This is a genomic window from Caballeronia sp. GACF4, from assembly GCF_023631025.1.
GTDB lineage: Bacteria > Pseudomonadota > Gammaproteobacteria > Burkholderiales > Burkholderiaceae > Caballeronia.
Genome location: NZ_JALQDW010000025.1, coordinates 146,150 through 164,653, shown reverse-complemented (window position 1 = coordinate 164,653; position 18,504 = coordinate 146,150). Strand labels below are relative to the sequence as shown.

19 protein-coding genes and 1 tRNA gene are annotated in these 18,504 nt (G+C 61.8%); 13 read left to right on the top strand and 7 right to left on the bottom strand.

Annotated elements, in window-relative coordinates; genetic code table 11:
* The first annotated feature begins 58 nt into the window (after window positions 1-58).
* Both NCR40_RS23095 and NCR40_RS23090 read left to right on the top strand, forming a co-directional pair.
* Window positions 59-2,293 carry a putative bifunctional diguanylate cyclase/phosphodiesterase gene (locus NCR40_RS23095; protein WP_250494175.1) on the top strand — a complete coding sequence of 745 codons (2,235 nt, stop codon included), beginning with the start codon at window positions 59-61 and terminating at the stop codon, window positions 2,291-2,293.
* Between the two features lie 89 nt (window positions 2,294-2,382).
* On the top strand, window positions 2,383-2,601 hold the full coding sequence (locus NCR40_RS23090; RefSeq protein WP_244830044.1) for a hypothetical protein: 219 nt from the start codon (window positions 2,383-2,385) through the stop codon (window positions 2,599-2,601).
* 76 nt (window positions 2,602-2,677) lie between these two features.
* Here the strand turns inward: NCR40_RS23090 and NCR40_RS23085 are convergent.
* Window positions 2,678-2,754 (bottom strand) — tRNA-Val (locus NCR40_RS23085).
* A 180-nt stretch (window positions 2,755-2,934) separates the two neighbouring features.
* Here NCR40_RS23085 and NCR40_RS23080 point away from each other — a divergent pair.
* The 4 genes from NCR40_RS23080 to NCR40_RS23065 all read left to right on the top strand — a co-directional run bounded on the left by NCR40_RS23080 (window position 2,935) and on the right by NCR40_RS23065 (window position 6,155).
* Entirely contained in the window at window positions 2,935-3,333 is a 399-nt protein-coding gene (locus NCR40_RS23080) for a VOC family protein (RefSeq protein WP_244830045.1), read from the top strand.
* A gap of 62 nt (window positions 3,334-3,395) precedes the next feature.
* Window positions 3,396-4,043, top strand: a complete 648-nt coding sequence (locus NCR40_RS23075; RefSeq protein ID WP_250510758.1) for a twin-arginine translocation signal domain-containing protein — start codon at window positions 3,396-3,398, stop codon at window positions 4,041-4,043.
* A gap of 81 nt (window positions 4,044-4,124) precedes the next feature.
* Entirely contained in the window at window positions 4,125-5,708 is a 1,584-nt protein-coding gene (locus tag NCR40_RS23070; RefSeq protein WP_250510757.1) for a GMC family oxidoreductase, read from the top strand.
* Between the two features lie 99 nt (window positions 5,709-5,807).
* Window positions 5,808-6,155, top strand: a complete 348-nt coding sequence (locus tag NCR40_RS23065) for a ribbon-helix-helix domain-containing protein (protein ID WP_250468531.1) — start codon at window positions 5,808-5,810, stop codon at window positions 6,153-6,155.
* 39 nt (window positions 6,156-6,194) lie between these two features.
* On the opposite strand, the gene NCR40_RS23060 is transcribed toward NCR40_RS23065, so the two are convergent.
* Window positions 6,195-6,395 (bottom strand): hypothetical protein, encoded by a 201-nt coding sequence (locus NCR40_RS23060; protein WP_250510756.1) that lies wholly within the window; start codon window positions 6,393-6,395, stop codon window positions 6,195-6,197.
* A 352-nt stretch (window positions 6,396-6,747) separates the two neighbouring features.
* On the opposite strand from NCR40_RS23060, the gene NCR40_RS23055 reads away from it, so the two are divergent.
* The 5 genes from NCR40_RS23055 (at window position 6,748) to NCR40_RS23035 (ending at window position 10,785) form a co-directional block, all read left to right on the top strand.
* Window positions 6,748-7,365, top strand: a complete 618-nt coding sequence (locus NCR40_RS23055) for a CsgE family curli-type amyloid fiber assembly protein (RefSeq protein ID WP_244830053.1) — start codon at window positions 6,748-6,750, stop codon at window positions 7,363-7,365.
* A 33-nt stretch (window positions 7,366-7,398) separates the two neighbouring features.
* Complete coding sequence (locus NCR40_RS23050) at window positions 7,399-7,839, top strand: curli assembly protein CsgF (RefSeq protein ID WP_250510755.1); 441 nt, start codon at window positions 7,399-7,401, stop codon at window positions 7,837-7,839.
* A 14-nt stretch (window positions 7,840-7,853) separates the two neighbouring features.
* Window positions 7,854-8,792 carry a CsgG/HfaB family protein gene (locus NCR40_RS23045; protein ID WP_244830057.1) on the top strand — a complete coding sequence of 313 codons (939 nt, stop codon included), beginning with the start codon at window positions 7,854-7,856 and terminating at the stop codon, window positions 8,790-8,792.
* Between the two features lie 24 nt (window positions 8,793-8,816).
* Window positions 8,817-9,347, top strand: a complete 531-nt coding sequence (locus tag NCR40_RS23040; RefSeq protein WP_250494172.1) for a hypothetical protein — start codon at window positions 8,817-8,819, stop codon at window positions 9,345-9,347.
* Window positions 9,348-9,513: 166 nt separating this feature from the next.
* Complete coding sequence (locus NCR40_RS23035) at window positions 9,514-10,785, top strand: hypothetical protein (RefSeq protein ID WP_250510754.1); 1,272 nt, start codon at window positions 9,514-9,516, stop codon at window positions 10,783-10,785.
* Between the two features lie 76 nt (window positions 10,786-10,861).
* Here the strand turns inward: NCR40_RS23035 and NCR40_RS23030 are convergent, their stop codons facing one another.
* Together NCR40_RS23030 and NCR40_RS23025 are read right to left on the bottom strand one after the other, a co-directional pair.
* A complete protein-coding gene (locus NCR40_RS23030) occupies window positions 10,862-12,892 on the bottom strand; it encodes a glycoside hydrolase family 28 protein (protein WP_250510753.1) in 2,031 nt (676 codons plus the stop codon).
* Between the two features lie 268 nt (window positions 12,893-13,160).
* Window positions 13,161-13,796: a TetR/AcrR family transcriptional regulator gene (locus NCR40_RS23025; protein WP_244830063.1), complete on the bottom strand. Its 636-nt coding sequence runs from the start codon at window positions 13,794-13,796 to the stop codon at window positions 13,161-13,163.
* A gap of 151 nt (window positions 13,797-13,947) precedes the next feature.
* Here NCR40_RS23025 and NCR40_RS23020 point away from each other — a divergent pair, with 151 nt between their 5' ends.
* Window positions 13,948-15,066, top strand: coding sequence for a porin (locus tag NCR40_RS23020; protein WP_284507838.1), 1,119 nt, complete (start codon window positions 13,948-13,950; stop codon window positions 15,064-15,066).
* Window position 15,067: 1 nt separating this feature from the next.
* On the opposite strand, the gene NCR40_RS23015 is transcribed toward NCR40_RS23020, so the two are convergent.
* Window positions 15,068-15,814, bottom strand: a complete 747-nt coding sequence (locus NCR40_RS23015) for an SDR family oxidoreductase (protein ID WP_250510752.1) — start codon at window positions 15,812-15,814, stop codon at window positions 15,068-15,070.
* 105 nt (window positions 15,815-15,919) lie between these two features.
* On the opposite strand from NCR40_RS23015, the gene pdxR reads away from it, so the two are divergent.
* Window positions 15,920-17,368 carry a MocR-like pyridoxine biosynthesis transcription factor PdxR gene (pdxR, locus tag NCR40_RS23010; RefSeq protein WP_250468520.1) on the top strand — a complete coding sequence of 483 codons (1,449 nt, stop codon included), beginning with the start codon at window positions 15,920-15,922 and terminating at the stop codon, window positions 17,366-17,368.
* Between the two features lie 18 nt (window positions 17,369-17,386).
* On the opposite strand, the gene NCR40_RS23005 is transcribed toward pdxR, so the two are convergent.
* Both NCR40_RS23005 and NCR40_RS23000 read right to left on the bottom strand, forming a co-directional pair.
* Window positions 17,387-18,004 (bottom strand): FMN-dependent NADH-azoreductase, encoded by a 618-nt coding sequence (locus NCR40_RS23005; protein WP_250510751.1) that lies wholly within the window; start codon window positions 18,002-18,004, stop codon window positions 17,387-17,389.
* Window positions 18,001-18,459 (bottom strand): GNAT family N-acetyltransferase, encoded by a 459-nt coding sequence (locus NCR40_RS23000; protein ID WP_250494166.1) that lies wholly within the window; start codon window positions 18,457-18,459, stop codon window positions 18,001-18,003. Before NCR40_RS23000 ends, NCR40_RS23005 begins: the two co-directional genes overlap by 4 nt.
* Window positions 18,460-18,504: the final 45 nt, after the last annotated feature.

Here is an 18,504-nt window from a genome sequence, read left to right as displayed (position 1 = left end):
GACGGGGTCGAAGGTGCAGGGCAGAGCGTCTGATTTTCTCGGGATCATCGGCGAAAGCGTGGCCGGCGAATCTCACTATGTCGAATGCACACGGCGCCTGGACGGCTTTGGAGCCGCGTTCTTCGGCGTCTTGCTGGTCGCCGCGGTGACGCCTTTCATTCCGCTGCCGTGGAACCTGCTGCTGGCGGCCATCGCCATCGCGGCGGTCGTCGTGATCCAGCAGATGCAGCGCGCGCACCGGCAAACCTTCGTCGCGCGTCAGCTCTCGAATGGTCTTCTCTCCATCGCGGACGACTGCATCAAGCTTTTGAGTCCGGAAGGCAAGGTCGTCTGCATCTCCGAAGTCGGCCAGCGCCTGATCGAAGCGCGCGCCGCCGACGATGTCGTCGGCATCGACTGGCTCGCGCTCTGGGACGGCCCCGACGCGCGCCGCGCTTTCGAACGCGCCAAGGCCGGCGAATCCACGTCCTTTACCGGCGCGTGCTGCACCATGCGCGGCAATCTGCGCTGGTGGACTTCCACTTTCGCGCCGGTCTACGGCGAGTTCGGCAAGCTGATAGCGGTACTTTGCAAGTCGCGCGACATCACGGCGGAGCGCACGCTCATCGACGAATTGCGGGGCAAGGCGCGCGTGCAGAAAGACATGGAAGATCACGTCGATGCCGTGTTCTGGACCGCGAGCCACGACTTCCGCGAACTGCTGCATGTGAGTTCGGCATTCGAGCGCATGTGGGAAATGCCCGTGTCCGCGCTCGAAGCGGACGAGACCGCATGGTCGCAGCGCGTGCATCCCGAGGATATCGCCGGGCTGCGCACGCAGATGCGCGCCGCCGTCAACACGGCCATGCCCGCGCAAAGCTATTTCCGTTTGCGCTTGCCGGAGGAACGCACGCGCTGGGTTCGCGCGGATATCTATCCCGTCAGCGAAGACGGCGCGGTGTCGCGCGTGGTGAGCGTTTGCGTCGATGCCACCGAGGAGCGCAACCGGCTTCAGCAATTGCATCGCCTGGCGAACATCGACAGCCTCACGGGTCTTCATAATCGCAACGCGATTGTCGAGGCGCTCGACGCGCGCTGCGCATCGGGCGAGCCGTTCGCTTATCTCTTCGTCGATATCGACCGCTTCAAGTCCATCAACGACACCGCCGGCCACACCGCCGGCGACACCGTGCTCAAAGCCCTGGCCTCGCGCATTCAGGAAGCGCTGCCGCCCGATGCAATCGTCGCGCGGCCGGGCGGCGACGAGTTCACCGTGATCCTGCCGGGCGCGTTCGATCACGAACAAATCGCGCGGGCGTGCCGACGGCTTGCCATTGCGTGTCATCGCCCGATAGCGATGGATTGCAAGAGCATCGCGATGACCTGTTCGATCGGCGTGGCGCTCTTTCCCGAGCACGGCAGTTCGCCCGAGTCGCTCTTCATCAGCGCCGACATGGCCATGTACGCGGCCAAACGCGCGGGCCGCAACACGTTCCGCGTGTTCGGCGAGCGCGAGAAGGACGAACTGGCGCGTGCGCATCTCGAATCCGAACTGTTGAACGCGATTCGCCAGAACCAGTTCCTGCTGCATTTCCAGCCGCAATATCGCGTGGATTCCGGCACGCTCGTGGGCGTGGAAGCGCTGTTGCGCTGGAATCATCCGCTGCTCGGTCTGCTCGGTCCGGGCGCGTTCGTGCCGATGCTCGAAGAGAGCGGCTTGATCGTCGAAGCGGGGCACTGGATCATTCGCGAAGCCGTGCAGGCGGCGTCCCGACTCTCGCATGCAATGCCCGCCGTGCATTCGATGGCGGTGAACGTATCGCCGAAACAGTTCCGCGATCCGCGTCTCGTCTCCGTGCTTAGGCACGCGATCAAGCGATGCTGTATCGACCCGAACAACGTCACGCTGGAAATTACGGAGTCGGCGCTGATCGAAAACGTCGACGATGCACAGGACGTGCTGTCGAAAGTGCGCGAGATGGGCGTGCGGATTGCCATCGACGATTTCGGCACCGGCTATTCCAGTCTCAACTATCTGACGCGTTTCAGGCCCGACGTGCTGAAGCTCGACAAGTCTTTCGTCGATAACATCGCCACCGACGAGATGATGCGCATCGTGGTGGAAGGCGTGATCGAGCTCGCGCATAAGCTCGGTGTGACGGTCGTCGCGGAAGGCGTGGAAACGGCAGAGCAACTGGACTGTCTGCGCGAGGCGGGTTGCGACAAGGTGCAGGGCTATTTGCTGAGCCGGCCGGTCCCGCTCGACTCGCTGCTCAAGACAGTCACGAAAGTGCAGCGGCTGGCAGCGGGCTGACGCTGCGGCCTGCTTGTCGGCACGGCTCGCAGGCGGGTATACAATCGACTTGTTTATCTGTCGCGCGTTCGAATGCGCCTGCCGCCATCATGGAAACTCCATCGACCAAGGAAACGCCCAAGAAGCGGATGTCTCCCGTCATGCTCAACGTGCTGACCGCGCTCGTTGGCATCGGCACGCTTGGCGTGGGTATCGGCTGGCTGATCTATAGCTGGGTCGTGGATTTGGAAGTGCCTTACTTCGCCATTCCGCTCGTGCTCACCGTGCCGGTGATCGCCGCTGTCGCGTTCCGTAACTGCTGGGACTGAAAACACTCGATTTGATCGACGAAAAAAAACGCCGCGTTCTTATACGCGGCGTTTTTTCTTGATGCAATGCATTCGTTGGTAGGCTCGATTGGATTCGAACCAACGACCCCCACCATGTCAAGGTGGTGCTCTAACCAACTGAGCTACGAGCCTGTGGAGCGGCGGATTATAGAGAGCGGCATCGCAATGCACAAGAGCGCACGCAAAAATTTTTGCGGCGGCGCGGCAGGCTTTCAATTCGCCTCTCAGGGCAAGTCCCGAGTCGGCTATTTAGCCGGGCATTACCTTGACCCCAAGCGTCTCCCTAAACTTGCGTCACAAGGAGGAGACGCCATGTCAAAGCTGATCCACACGATGATTCGTGTGCAGGACCTCGACCGCTCGCTGCGCTTTTACCAGAACGCGCTGAATCTCGAGACGGCGCACCGGCTGGACTTCCCGGACTTCACGCTCGTCTATTTGCGTAACGACGAAACCGACGCTGAAATCGAACTTACGTGGAACAAGGGACGCGCCGAGCCCTACACCCATGGCGATGGCTACGGACACGTCGCCGTGAGTGTCGCGGATGCCAAGGCCGAGCGTGAGCGTCTCATCGAACTGGGCATGACGCCCAACGACCTGCGCGAATTCCGCGACGACGACGGCGCGCTCATCGCCCGTTACTTCTTCATTCAGGACCCGGACGGATACAAGATCGAAGTGCTGGAGCGGCACGGCCATTATCAGTAACACGATTTCGAGCAGCGCATACACATAAATAAGCTGTTGCAGTACCCCACAAGGAGATAGACATGCGAGACACGATCATTCCGATCGTCGCGCCGCGGCGGGCGGGCGACGTCATCGAGGCGGGCGTGCGGCACTCGGAAACGCAAGCCGCGCAGCCAAAAATTGCGTTGACACGACGCGAATTCCTGCGCGGTTCGGGCGTGCTGGTCGGCACGCTCGCCGTAACCTCGGTGTTCGCGAGCCTGGCGCCAAGCCGCGTGTGGGCGCTCGAACTGCAAGGGTTCGACACGCATCAGGGCGAAGTGTTGCTTGCGTTCACGCGCCAGGTGTTTCCGCATCCCACGCTGGACAACGCCGTGTATGCGCTCGTCGTCAAAGACCTCGACGCGAAGGCCAAGGCCGATCCGGCCGTGCGTCAACAACTCGCCGATGGCATCGGCAAGCTCGATGCCGGCGCCGGTTCCGACTGGACCAAACGCGCCGCGGCGGACCAGGCAAAGGATGTCGCGGCGCTTGCCGGCACACCGTTCTTCGAAACCATTCGCAGCACCGCGGTCGTCTCGCTCTACAGCAACGCGATGGCGTATGCGCACTTCGGCTATGGGGCATCGAAGGGAGACGGAGGCTATCTCTATCAGGGCTTCAACAATCTGTCATGGCTGCCGGACCCGCCGGTCGCCGCAAGCGGACCGATTCCGAAAGACGGCTGATTGCGCGCGGATCGAAACGACATCGGGCGAGCAGGCAGCAGCGCCGACTCTCGCGATACAGCGGACACAGCGGAGACAGACATGTACGCAGGCAACAAGGTGCAGTTCAAGCAGAGCGACGACCATGTGGTCGTCATCATCGGTTCGGGCGCGGGCGGCGGGACGCTCGCCAACGAACTTGCGCAGAAAGGGATCGACGTGGTGGTGTTGGAAGCGGGCGGCTCGCATACGCAAAGCGATTTTTCGACGGAGGAATGGAACGCGTTTCAAATGCTGTCGTGGCTCGACAAGCGCACGACGTCCGGGTCGTGGCGCGTGGCGAAGGACTTCCCGAATCTGCCCGCATGGATCTGCAAGACGGTGGGCGGCACCACCGTGCACTGGGCGGGCGCGAGCCTGCGCATCCAGCCGTGGGAGTTCAAGGCGAAGTCCACGTATGGCGATATCAAGGACGCGAACCTGCTCGACTGGCCCGTCACGCGCGACGAGCTGAACCCGTACTACGACCGCGCAGAGAAGAAGCTGGGTGTCACGCGCACCAACGGTTTCCCCGGACTGCCCGGCAACAACAACTTCAAGGTGATGTCGGCGGGCGCGGAGAAGGTCGGATACAAGGAATGCAACACCGGCCACATGGCGATCAACAGCACCGTGCGCGACGACCGCGCGCATTGCTTCCAGCGTGGCTTCTGCTTTCAAGGCTGCCGCATGGGCGCGAAGTGGTCGACGCTCTATACCGAACTGCCGCGCGCGCAGGCCACGGGGCACATGGAGTTGCGCACGCAGGCGCACGTGGTGCGCATTGAACACGATGCGCGCGGCAAGGCGAGCGGCGTCGTCTACTACGACGCGAGCGGCAAGCTGCAACGTCAGAAAGCGCGCGTCGTCGCGGTGGCGGGCAATTCCATCGAGACGCCGCGCCTCTTGCTGAACTCGCAATCGAGCAAGTTTCCGGACGGGCTCGCGAACGGCTCGGGACAGGTGGGCCGCAACTATATGCGCCACACGACGGGTTCGGTCTACGGCGTGTTCGAAGACAAGGTCGAGATGTTCAAGGGCACGACGATGGCGGGCATCATCGAGGATGAAGCCGTGTTCGATCCCAAGCGCGGTTTCGCGGGTGGCTACCATCTGGAAACGGTGTCGCTCGGTCTGCCGTTTTATGCTGCTTTCGTGGATCCGGGCGCGTGGGGTCCGAGCTTCGCGCAGACCATGGATCAGTACGCTTACACAGCCGGCATGTGGATCGTCGGCGAGGACATGCCGCGCGAGACGAATCGCGTGACGCTCAATTCGGACGTGAAGGATCAATACGGCCAGCCGGTGGCGAACGTCCATTTCGACGATCATCCGAACGACCAAGCAATGCGCGAGCATGCCTACAAGCAGGGCAGCGCCGTGTACGAGGCGGCCGGCGCGAAGATGACGTATCGCGTGCCGCCGTATCCATCGACGCACAATCTCGGCACGGCCCGCATGAGCGCGCGCGCCGAGGACGGCGTGTGCAACAAGCATGGCCAGACCCACGAGGTTGCAAACCTGTATATCTCCGACGGCAGCCAGTTCACGACGGGCGCGGCGGAAAATCCGACGCTCACCATCGTGACGCTCGCGATCCGGCAGGCGGATTACATCGCGGGACAGATGAACGCGCGCCGCGTCTAAATGGATGCACTAATGCCTGCCGTGCTTCCGGGTCCGACTCGATTGCTGGACGAGTCGCCCGGGAGTAGGGTTGACCGGCAATCACGGGAGGGCTTTCTCATGTGCGGGGTCTATATCAACGCCGATCCGATTCTGTATGAATCGCGCACGCGCTCGCTGCGCATTCACGGAGTGATCACCACGGTCAGGCTGGAGAATCTGTTCTGGGATGTGCTGCAGGAAATCGCGGAGCGCGAAAATCTGACGACGAGTCAGTTCGCGGTGAAGCTCTACGACGAGTTGATCGCATTGCGTGGCGAGATGCCAACCAACTTCGCCTCGTTCTTGCGCGTGTGCTGCCTGCGGTATCTGTCGATTCGCGAAGCGAAGAAGGCGCCAGCCGAAAGCGAAGCGCGCGTGGGCAATGCGTTGAATGATTCGGGGTTGAGGGTGTTGAAGGCGCGGTAGCGGCTAGCGCCGCCGCCAGTCCAGACAGCGCTGAACCCTTCAATTACAAGTCCCATCGATATACTCGAACCCCGAAGCGATCGCAAACCTGATCGCTTCTTCCACGCAATCGAATTCCCCCGGCAGTTGCACCGAACGCTCGCGGCCGTCCACGTCCTGAATGCGCGCCATTGCGGCAAACGCATTTCCATGCCGGACTGCTGCCGGCGTGACCAACATATCTCTGTAGCTGAAAACCATCGTTATCTCTTGTCGCAATCAATTCTGTCAGCGGCGCTGCCTGTGGAAAACCCTAATTCGGCACGCTCTGCACCGATTAACGGCATCGGCAAACGTTTCTTTACAGTGATTTTCAACTGGCTTTGAGTGGCCTTTCCAACACGATTTCATTTCTTGCGACTTTCCTCAGTCGAATGTGGCGACGACAACATAAAAGCCGTCGCGTCTCGATCAGAATCGGTTCCGTCTTACGAATAAAAACAAACGCTTCAAGGCAGCACCATAGCGGCCAGAGGCTTACGGGGAAGTCATGCAGCGAGATAAAAACAATTCGCTCGAGAAGGGTTTTAAAACCCTCCGGCGAACGACCGCAGTGTGCATCACGTTTTGGGGAAGTATCACGGGCGCTCACGCGCAGGACGCGGAAGCGCCGGCCATCGCCACGCATGTGACGACCTCGGCGCAAGCTCAGCCGCTCATTTCGCTGCCGAGCACGCCGACGCCCAGCCCGCTGAACCGCGGCACCGCGCTGCCCGCCGCCAATGGCGCGCCTCTCAGCTCGCGCGGCACGGTGAATGGTTCGTCATCGCTCGACAAGGGCGATACCCTCGCCGATACCCCGCGTGCCCGCGGCGCCGACGTCAACGGTCAGAAGCCGCTCGACGATGCGCTCGGCGGCGTCGTCACCACCGACACCGTGACGCTTGCCGGCCAGGACTTCTACAACTGGTTCGCGCAGGCATGGGGCGCGATTCCCCTCTCCGAGCGCTACATCGTCTCGGTGCACGAGCGGCCCTCGGCGCGCTACGGCAGCCTCGTGTGGGTCGAGTTCGGGCAACGCCGCGTGTTCCAGGCGTTCCTGCCGATCGCTCGCTCCAATGTGAAGCCGGTGGCGGAAAACGCGGCGCAGATCGCGTTTCAGAACGTCATGCAGGCCGACATATCGCGCCTCTTGTTCCGCGACGCCGACATGGCGACGGACGAACTCTAAAAAAAGCAACACGGCCAATTACGGGGATTCACGATGAAGATCACTGCGCCCGCAAAACGCGCGATGCTCGCCTGCGCGCTCTCGATGACGCTCGCCGCCGCACACGCCACCTCGCTCGTCTATGAACCGGTCAATCCGAACTTCGGCGGCAACCCGCTGAACGGCACGAACCTGCTCAACGAAGCGAACGCCCAGAACAAGTACAAGGACCCGTCGCTGTCGGATCTCGGCACGAGCAGCCAGTCCACGCTCGACCAGTTCAACACGCAACTTCAGCAGGCGATCCTGTCGCGCGTCGCATCGTCGATTTCGAGCTCGATCGTCGGCACCGACGGCACCTTGCATCCGGGCACGATCAATACGGGCAACTTCTCGATTGCGATCACGCAAGTCACGGGCGGCAATCTGCAAGTGACGACCACGGACAAGACCACGGGCGCATCGACGACCTTCGTCGTTGGCAACGGACAGTGAGCTCGAACATCGTCATGAATAAGAACAACTTCAAATTTTCCGCGATGCGCGCCGCGCTCGGCGCCGCCGTCATCGGCTCGATGCTGCTCACCGGTTGCGTCACCGCGCCGATGCCCTCGGCGGGAAACGCAACCCTCACGCCGCCGACACGCGTGACCCGCGATCTCACGCATCTGCCGCCGCCTAAAGGACGCATCGTCGCGGCCGTGTATGGCTTTCGCGATCTGACGGGCCAATACAAGCCGTCGCCGGACAGTTCGTTTTCCTCGCAAGTGACACAAGGCGGCGCGTCGTTCCTCGTGAAAGCCATGCGCGATTCGGGCTGGTTCACGCCGGTCGAACGCGAGAATCTCCAGGACCTGCTCACCGAACGCAAGATCATGCGGGCGCTCGAAACGCCCGACGACAAGAACCGCGCGATTCCGCAGATCGGATCGCTGGCGCCGGCGAGCATCGTGCTGGAAGGCGGCATCGTCGGCTACGACTCGAACATTCGCACGGGCGGCGCGGGCGTCGCGTATCTGGGGATTTCGGCGTCGCAGCAGTATCGCGTGGATCAGGTGACGGTGAACCTGCGTGCCGTGGATATTCGCAACGGCACCATTCTCAACAGCGTCTCGACCACCAAAACTATCTATTCGATTCAGGTCGATACGGGCGTGTACCGCTTCATCGGCTTCAAGGATCTGTTGCAGGCCGAACTCGGCATGACGCGCAACGAGCCGCAACAGTTGTGCGTGAACGAAGCGATCGAATCGGCGCTCGTGCATCTGATCGTGCAAGGCGTGGCCAATCAGTCGTGGTCGCTCAAGGACACGAAGGACTGGTATGACCCGACCATGCAGCGCTACTTGCAGGAAAACCAGGGCTATGCCGCGACGATGGAGCAGATCAATCCCGCGTATAGCCCCGAGAAGATCGATCCGCCGAGCGCATCGGCGGCCAAGAGTTAAGGCACATTGATGGAGGAGACTGAAATGAAGTCAATGCGTTCCTTGACACGCGCCCCGAAAATCGCGCTGCTCGCGGCGTGCGGCGCGGTCGTGAGTGCATCGCTCGCGGTGTTCGCGGCGGACCTCTCGCCGATCTCGGACTTCGGTCCTTCGGAGCCGGGCTTCGGCGGGCAGACGGCGCGTGTCAATCAGGCGGGCGCGGGCAATCGCATCGTCGGCCTGCAGGCAGGACAGAACGTGCTGCTCGCCAATCAGGCGGGCGTGGCGAACGCCGCCGCGACGGCGCAGGCAGGCAACGACAACTGGACGGCGCTTTCGCAGTCGGGCAGCGGCAACCAGTACGCCGGTTATCAGGCCGGAACGAACAACCGCTCGGTCACGGTGCAGAGCGGCAGCGGTAATGCAGCAGCGGTCACGCAGATCGGTTCCTCGATGTCTTCGCAGGTGACGCAGTACGGCGCCGGCAACGAGGTTTCCATCCTGCAAAGCCGCAACGGCGCAGGCGTGTCTGTGACGCAGACGGGCGGCGCGAGGGCTTCGGTCCTCATGAAGTAGGTGCCTGAACGCCATGGTCGAGTGCCAGGGTGAGAGGAGACCGCGGTAAAGCAGTAAGGTGTGATGCAGGAGAGTAGGTGGAGTCGTGCCGGCTGACGGTAGGGGCCGTCAGCCGTTAGGGTGACTAATCGAAGTACTCAAAATATCAAATCAACGAGGCATAAAAATGAAAGTCAAGGCATCTATCATCGCTATGGGTCTGGCAGCACTGGCATCGACGGCAGCTTTCGCCGACAACTCGTCGGTAGGCGAAAAAGCCTTCGTGACGCAGATCGGCGCCGGCAACACGGCTACCGTGACGCAGACGGCATCGAGCAACGACACGGTCAATGTTCTGCAAAGCGCGAACAACGCGCAAGCTACTGTCACGTCGTCGAACGGCTCGAACAACGACACCGACATCAAGCAACTGAGCGGCGCGGCGAACTCGAAGCTCGGCGCGACGGTCACGCAAGACGGCGCACACAGCGAAACCACCCGCATCTCGCAGAACGGCACGAACTCGACGGCCAACGTAACGCAAACCAACGCGTCGCAAGACAAGGACACCGTCAACCAATACGGCGCCAACAGCAAGTCGACGATCTCACAAACGGGCGGCGGCTCGAACACCGTCACCATCAATCAAGGTTCGACGCTTGGCAAGATCGACGGCGGCGAAGCCACCGTGACGCAGTCGGCCACGATCGGCAACACGGTGAAGATTTCGCAAGACCGTGACCACGGCAAGGCCGTGGTGCAAACCACGGGCGGCGGCTACAACGACACGACCGTGACGCAAACGGGCGGCGTGACCGACACGTCGGTTCAGCAAAACAACGAATACGCCGACACGGTCAAGATCACGCAGAACGGCGCGGAAATCGCCAACGTCTCGTCGACCAACGGTGGCAACAACCACACGACCATCGACCAGAGCGGCGCCAACTTGCCGAACCTTGCAAGCGTGCATCAGATCAACGCGCAAAACGAGACGACCAACATCGTTCAGTCGGGCGCCGCGTTCAACACCGCTTACGTCGATCAACTGTACGCTTCGAACGACCACGCGACCGTCGTCCAGACCGGCAGCAACAACACGGCTTCGGTTGCACAGCGCTTCGGCGGCGGCAACACGGCAAGCTCGCTGCAACTCGGCTCGTCGAACAAGGCCGATCTGACGCAGGACAGCGCGGGTGAATCGAACATCGTGTCGTCGCAAATCGGCGATCTGAACACGGCGAAGGCTTCGCAGTCGGGCTCGTATGAAGACCTGCTGCTGACGCAAGCGGGCTTCGGCAACGTCGCGACCTCGTCGCAAACGGGCGCTAACAACGTCGGCGTGATCACGCAGATTGGCCTGGGCAACAACGCATCGGTGACGCAAGCTGGCTACGGCAACACGGCTGTCGTGACGCAAACGGGCACGGGCAACAAGGCGACCATCGCACAGAAGTAAGCATCGCGGTTCTTGCAGTACCTTGCGGGCGGCTCATGCGGGAGCCGCCCGTTTTTTATTCGAGTCTCTTATTGCGTTACGCGCCTTGCCCCGGGAAAGGCACGAAGGCGGCGCTGCAATCGACCGGGCCTGACGTGCCCGTGTTGGTCGAACGCGTGACCGTCACGCTGCCGGCGGTCTGAAAGGGCAGATTCGTTCCATCCGCGCCAATGGCAATAAGCGCATCCGACACGGCGAAGCCAGCCGGCGCCATATCCGCGATAACGTTGTTGAGCGAAATCACGAGCGGATTCACGACCGGCGGATTCGGCACACCCGCCGTGCCGCCGGACCATCCTGAGCCTTGCATGATGGGACTTGCCGAATTGAAGCCCTGGAACGTATAGCTCGATGCATTCACGATACGCACGCCATCGAGCGCGATGCCCTGCATGTTCGGATAAAGGCCGCCATTCTTCGTCGCGCTGTAATACGGCGAGAAGATGAGTGCCTGCGGGTTGCCGTCCGGCGACGACGAAGGCGTGCGGATGCAAATGTTCGAATAGCGGATGTTCGAGATCAGTCCGCTGCGGCTCCAGTCCGACTTGATGCGCAGGCCGTTGTCCGCGCCGTCGATCGCGAGATCGTAGACATTGACGTTGCTCACGCTCGGCAAGACGCCGTTGACCGCGACGACATCCGGATTGGCCGCGCCGTTGTCGGTGCCAGCGGTTTCGCTGCCGATCGACATGCCGTGGCCTTCGTAGAAGTGACTATGCGCAACGGTGAGGTTATAGGTCCGGCCGTTGACCGTGCCCGTGCCGCCCTTGATCGCCATGTTGTCGTCGCCGGTGCGGATGAACGAATAGGCGATCAGGATGTTGCTCGCGTCCCCCGCGAGCCTGCCGGGATTGCCCGCATTGCTCGTGATGACGCCCGAACTGCCGGGATCGATGCCGTCGGTGTTCTTCGCGGTGGCGGGGCTATACGGCATGCCGAGATAGTTCGTCATGGCTTCATAGGCGGCCGTCGGCGTGTAGATCTTGACGGCCCATGCCGTGAAGCCGTCGATGCCGCTCGGCACCACATGGAACTTCGGCGCATTCTGCAACGTCACGCGGTACAACGTGAAATTGCGCCCGTTGCTGATCTGGACGAGGCGCGGATTGTTCTGCGCCTGATTCAGCACCTTGTTGGCCTTCCAGCCGATGTCCCACCAGCTCATGGTGGTGCCGTCGGGGCGTTTGAGCAGATTCGGGTCGTTCGGCACGCTGCTCACGAGGGGACTGCCGCCGCGCCCGTCGATGACACCGTCGCCCATCACCGCGACATTGGCGACCTTGCTCGCGTTGATGAGCGCGAGACAGCCGTTGTCGCTCGCGGTGATGACGCCGCAACTCGCCGTCCCCTTGGTCTTGTCGTACTGACGTGGGTCGCGCGACGCGAAGAGCGTGACGCCCTGATCGATCCACAAGGTGATGCCGGTCGGCATGGTCAGCGCGCCTGCGAGAAACGCGTTCGCGCCGCCCGATCCGGCCATCAGATGCACGGCCTTGTTGGTCGCGAGACTCGTGCTCGACTTGTTCGCGCAGTCGTTGAGCGCGGCCTGAATGCGCGCGGTGTCGGGCGCAGTGTCGGTGGCGTCGGCGCTATCGGGCAGGAGGCCGTTTGGCAGCGCGGAGAGCGCGGCGGGCAGTTCCTTGCAGACTTGCGCGGCGGTGGGCAACGACGGTTCGGGCGGCAATGCGGCGTCGTAGAGCGTCGTGCCGACCTTGAAGCCTGCGGGCGGCGTGACGACGGCCGAGTCACTGGCGGGCGCGGCATCGGACGCGGTTTGCGCAGGCGTGGCGTCGGAGGCGGTTGGCGCCGGTGTAGCGGTCGATGCAGGAATAGCTGCCGATGCAGGCGCAGCCGCCGAAGCCGCTGAAGCCGCCGAAGCCGCTGAAGCCGCCGAAGCCGCCGGTGCTTCGCCGTTATTCTCGACCGCCGCGTTTGTCGGCGTGGACGAAGAGCCGCCGCAAGCGCCGAGCGCGAACACCGTCGTAACCGATAAAAGCCACGCGGCCGCGATCCGCGACGGACTGCTCTTGGTTTCTCTCTTTGAACTGCTGTGGATGCAATTTCTCATGCTTGGGTCAAAGCCTCGTTGTTTGAATACGTCATCCGAGGGAGAACGCTGCCTGATGTCATCCGATAAGGCGGCGCAATCTTCTCATGTGGTCGTACAACTTCGAGGAGAATCTTAGCGATCCGAATCAAGAGAGATACTTGGGTTTGTCCCTTAAGCCATTTATAAGAAAAACATAAGAATCGGCGGCGAACTTGTCTTCGAAATCGCCGGTTGAATCGGTTTCAACGTAAGCGCGTCCTGGCTGGCGGGTACGGAGAAGACCCCGTCAACTGCTAGAAGGCATCAAAAACCGGTCGACAATATCCACGATCTGCGCGCGCTTGGCCACGAGAAACGCTTCGGCTTTCATGTCGATATCGAACAGCGTGCCGAAGGTGTGCTGATTCGCGATGCAGAAAAAAGCCAGGCTGCTGATGGTCATGTGCACGTCCTTCGCGCTGACATCGCGGCGAAATACGCCTTGCTCGCGGCCGCGTTCGAGGATGGCGTCGAGCAGGCGAATGATGCCCTGATTGCTTTCGCGCACCACGCCCGATTTCGCGAGGAATGCGCCGCCTTCTATGTTCTCGCTTGCCACGAGCCGCACAAAGCTCGGATGGCTCACGTAATAATCGAACGTGAAGGCGCAGATTTGCGCGAGCGCTTCGCGTGGCGGCATGTTGGCGTCGCCGAGCGCTTCTTCCTCGCGACGGATGCGCTGATACGCCGCTTCGAGCGTCGCGATATACAGTTTCTCTTTTGAATCGAAGTAATAAAAGACGAGCCGCTTGGTGAGTCCGACGCTTTGCGCGACGTCTTCCACGCGCGTGGAGGCGAAACCGTTTTGAGCGAACGCTTCGGCGGCGGCTTCGAGCAAGGCCGCTTTCGTGCGTTCGGCGTCGCGTTGTTTAGGCTTGATCATGCGGCGAGGCTTCGAGTCGGTGAGAGACGCGATTGTATGCTTAACATGTTCCATCGCCGTCATTCGTGAAGACTTCGCGAGTTGGTGCTATGTTGCTGCCGGAGATACTTCCGTCAATAAGATTGCGCCAGTCAAAGGAGTGCAACACATCATGAGACATCGTTTGATCAAAGCGGCAGGTATCCTGTTTTTATCGACAGGTTTTGCGTCGGGCGCGTATGCGCAATCCACGGTCACCATGTATGGCCGTCTCGATGGCGGCATCGAATATCTGAACCACGTGGCGAACGGTCAAGGAGGCACGTCCTCGCGCTGGAGCGCCGAAGGCGGCGACTGGGGCACGAGCATGTTCGGGCTGAAAGGTATCGAAAATCTGGGCGGCGGCACGTCGGCCATCTTCACGCTCGAAACCGCCTTGCAGATCATGAACGGCACAACGGGCGGCGGACGCATGTGGTCGCGGCGCGCTTATGTGGGACTGACTTCGAAAGAGTGGGGGCAATTGCAGGCCGGCCGTAATCTTTTCATCGATAGCGACGGCGTCTGGGAATTCGATCCCTTCGTGCAGCAGGCGGTGTCGTCGGCATCGCTCGTGAGAGGACGCAACTGGCAGCAAAGCAGCAATAACGTCGAATATCACAGCCCGGTGTTTCATGGCCTCGACGTGCAGGGGCAGTATGCGTTCGGCAATCAGCCGGGCGCGTTCAACAAGGGCGCGACGGGCGAGTTCGGCCGCTCGGACGGCATCATGCTCACCTATCATTCGTCGATGCTCGACGTGCGCGGCATCTACGATGAACTGCGCAGCGTGGATGGCCGGCTCGACAACATCTTCCAGGCGTCGCGCGAATACTTTGTCGGTGCAAACGTGAAGGTCGACAAGTTCAAGCTGCAAGCCGCGTACACGCACTACGCCGCGCCGGATTCGCCCGCAGGCGTGGCGGATAGCGCCGATCACTACTGGCTCGGCGCGACTTACCAGTGGACGCCGCAATGGGCCGTGACGGCCGCGGGCTTTTACATTCACGTGGGCGACGGCACGGGCGATACGGCGCACGATCCAGCCAGTCACGCGACGCTCTATGCGCTCGGCACGACCTACAACTTCACCAAGCGCACGTTCGTCTATGGCACGGTAGCCTACGTGCGCAACAGCGCGAACGGCACGTTTTCGGTGTTCGCCACGCCGCGCGACACGACGCCCAGCACGAGCCCGCTCGCGGGAGAATCGCAAACGGGTGCGTATGTCGGCCTGATGCACATCTTCTGATTCAGGCTTCGCGGCGCAACCAGTCTGCAAGACGCGTGCGACCCAGACGCGCATCGGCGAGCGGCACGAGCGAATTTTCTTCGAGCGTGCCGCCGAAGTACGTGGCGTTTGTATCGACGACGACATCGCGCGTGTCACTCACCGCCTGAAGATAGCGCGATATCAATTCGTTCATGGGCGCGCGCTCCGGTCCGGCTATATCGAGCACGCCATTCAGCGGCGCGATCAGCGCGATATCCGCGACGATGGCGGCCACGTCGTCCGCTGCAATCGGCTGAAATCGATGCGGCGAGAGACGCGTTTGGTCATCGCTCGTACAGACATCGGCGATGCCTTGCAGAAACTCGAAGAACTGCGTCGCGCGTACGATGGTGTAAGGCAAACCCGATTCGCGAATCAGCGTTTCCTGCTCGTCCTTCGCGCGAAAATAGCCGTTGTCGGGCATGCGATCCGTGCCGACAATCGACAACGCCACATGATGTTTCACGCCCGTGGCGTGCCCGGCTTCGATCAGGTTCATGGTCGACGTGCGGAAGAACGCCATCACGTCATCGGGCGCCCATGAAGGCGCGTTCGTTACGTCGATAACCGTGTGCGCGCCCGTCAACGCTTCCTTCAAGCCTTCGCCCGTGACGGCATTCACACCGCCGCGCGACGATGCGGCCAGTACATCGTGAGCCTGTGCGCGCAGAATGGCGACTGCCTTCGCACCGATGAGCCCCGTTCCGCCAATAACGACAATCTTCATGTCCAGCCTCTTCAAGTGGATGATTGGTTGAAGCCATTGTGCAAGAATGATGGCTCACCCAAAAGGGACAAGATTCGCAAGATTGACTAGGCCATAGGATGCGTCATGGCGTGGAACATGGAAATCGACCGGCGCGAGGAATTGCCGATCTATCTGCAGATTTGCGAGCGATTCAAGTCGGCTATCGCGGCAGGGCATTTGCGGCCCGGCGACCGCGTGCCCGCCTTGCGAGGCTTGGCGACGCAGCTCAACACCGCGCGCGGCACGGTGGAGTTGGCCTACAGCATCCTCGTCAACGAAGGCTATCTGCACATGCGCGGCGCGGCGGGTACGTTCGTATCGTCGTCGTTGCCTCCGTCGGCGACCGCCGCGCGATCGCGCAAGAGCCGTGACCGCGCGCTTGCGCCCGCGCAGCCTGCGCGTGCGGATGACATCGGCAACGACGCGAAGCCGCTACGCCCCGGCCTGCCCGCGCTCGATGCCTTTCCGCGCAAGGTCTGGAGCAGGCTCGTGGCGTATCGCGCGAGAAGCGGCGATGTCGCCGCGCTCACCTATCCGGAACCAGCGGGCTATGGACCGTTGCGCGAGCACATTGCAACGTATGTCGGCTTGTCGCGCGGTGTGGAATGCTCGCCGGAACAGGTGTTCGTGACCAACGGCTATCGCGCGACGCTCGAACTCATCTTGCGCGGCCTCGCTCGACCGGGCGACAGCGCGTGGTTCGAGGAACCGGGCTATCTGCTCGCGCGTAACTTTCTTATCGAAGCGGGACTGCGGCTCGTGCCGGTACGGGTCGATGACGAAGGTCTCGATGTCGAACGCGGCGTAGCGCTCGCGCCGAATGCGCGCTTTGCGTTCGTTACGCCGTCGCATCAGAGTCCGCTTGGCGTCACGCTTTCGCTCGCGCGGCGCATGAAGCTGCTCGACTGGGCGAATCGCGCGGGAAGCTGGATCGTGGAAGATGATTACGACAGCGAGTTTCGCTACGTCGGGCGTCCGTTGCCGGCGTTGAAGAGCCTCGACCGGGATGATCGCGTGATTTATTGCGGCACCTTCAGCAAGGTGCTGTTTCCCGGCTTGCGGCTTTCGTATGTGGTGGTGCCCGAGCGGGCCGTCGCGCGCTTCGGGCAATTGACGAGGAGCACCAACGCGGGCTCGCCGTATCTATTGCAGGCGGCCGTGGCGGACTTCATCGCGCAAGGGCATTTCGCGCGGCATCTCAAGCGCATGCGTGCGTTGTACGACGAGCGTCGCACCTTGCTTGCCGATGCGCTCGTGCAGGCGTTCGGGGCGAGGCTGAGCGTGGAGTTGCCCGCTGGCGGCATGCATCTGGTGGCCATCTTCAATGCGGGCCGCGACGGTCCCGTGGATGATCTCGCTGTCGCCGCGCGCGCCCGCGAGGCAGGGTTCGCGGTGATCGGTTTATCGGCGTGGTATCTGGGCAAACGCACGAAGCGCACGTTGAGTGGCCTCGTGCTCGGCTTTGCCAATGTCGGCACCGCAGCGGAAGCGTCGCGTCTTGCGCGCATGCTGAGGCGCGCGTTCGATGGCTAAAGCGCGATTAAAGCGCGATTAGAGCGCGACGGAATCGCTCGAAGCGAAGAGCGCATGATGCGCGAGCCTGGCGCGTGCAACACGCAACGCGTCCTCGACTGCGGCGTCTCCCATGACGAGCCCCTGCAGCAACAAAAACTGCACGCTGTGAATGCCGATGGAACCCAGCGCATATCGCAGATACGGCGTCAGAAAGTCCGGCTGACGCGCGCGTTCCCCTGTATGAAAACCGCCGGACCCGACGATCACGAACGTGGGCCGGTCGCGCATCAAGCCCATCTTGCCTTCGGGCGTGGCCGCGAACGTGCGATGAATGCGCAACACATAGTCGATCCATAGTTTCAACGCGGCGGGAACGGTGAAGTTATGCATCGGCGTGTTGATGAAGAGCGCATCGGTCGCTTCTATCTCGCCGACCAGCGTTTCGGAGAGATCGAACGCGCTGGCATCGGGCGTGCGCGAGGTAACGTTGCCGGCATAATCGCGTGTGATGGGCGCAAGAGGATGCGCCGTCAGATCGCGTTCGATCACTTCGACGATATTGGTGCTGCGCAGACGCTCGATCATCTCCATGGCGAGTCGATGGCCGTGGCTGTTCTCGCCATGCGGGCTGGCGTTGAGCAGAAGAAGTCTCATCGCGTCTGCTCCGTCGTGTCGTTCAGCGTCTCGACGAAATGCATGCCTCGCGCGAGCAAGCCATTGCGGTAGTAGAAGCGCTGCGCAAGCGCCATATGCAGGCCTGTGTCGAGCACGAAGTGGGCGCAATCGGATTCGCGCGCGATGTTGCGCACGGCATCGAGCAGGCTTGCGCCGATGCCGCTACGTTGCAACTCGTTCGTGACGACGAGATCGTCCACGTAGACGAAGCGTCCATAGATCAGATTCATCTGCGTGCGATAACCCGCGAGTCCGAGGACCGTGTCCGCGTCGGACGCGGCGATCAAACGGTAGCCTTGTTCATGCTGTGCTCGCAGTTGCGTGCAGAAAGCCGTGGCATCCGTCAGATGCGGACGCAGTTGCTTCATCACCGAGAAAGCGCGCGTCCAGTCGGCGGGCGTATCGAGATGGCGTATGACGATCCTTGGGTTCATGCGTGTTTCTCCTTGAGGCATGAACCGTACGATACATTCTCGATG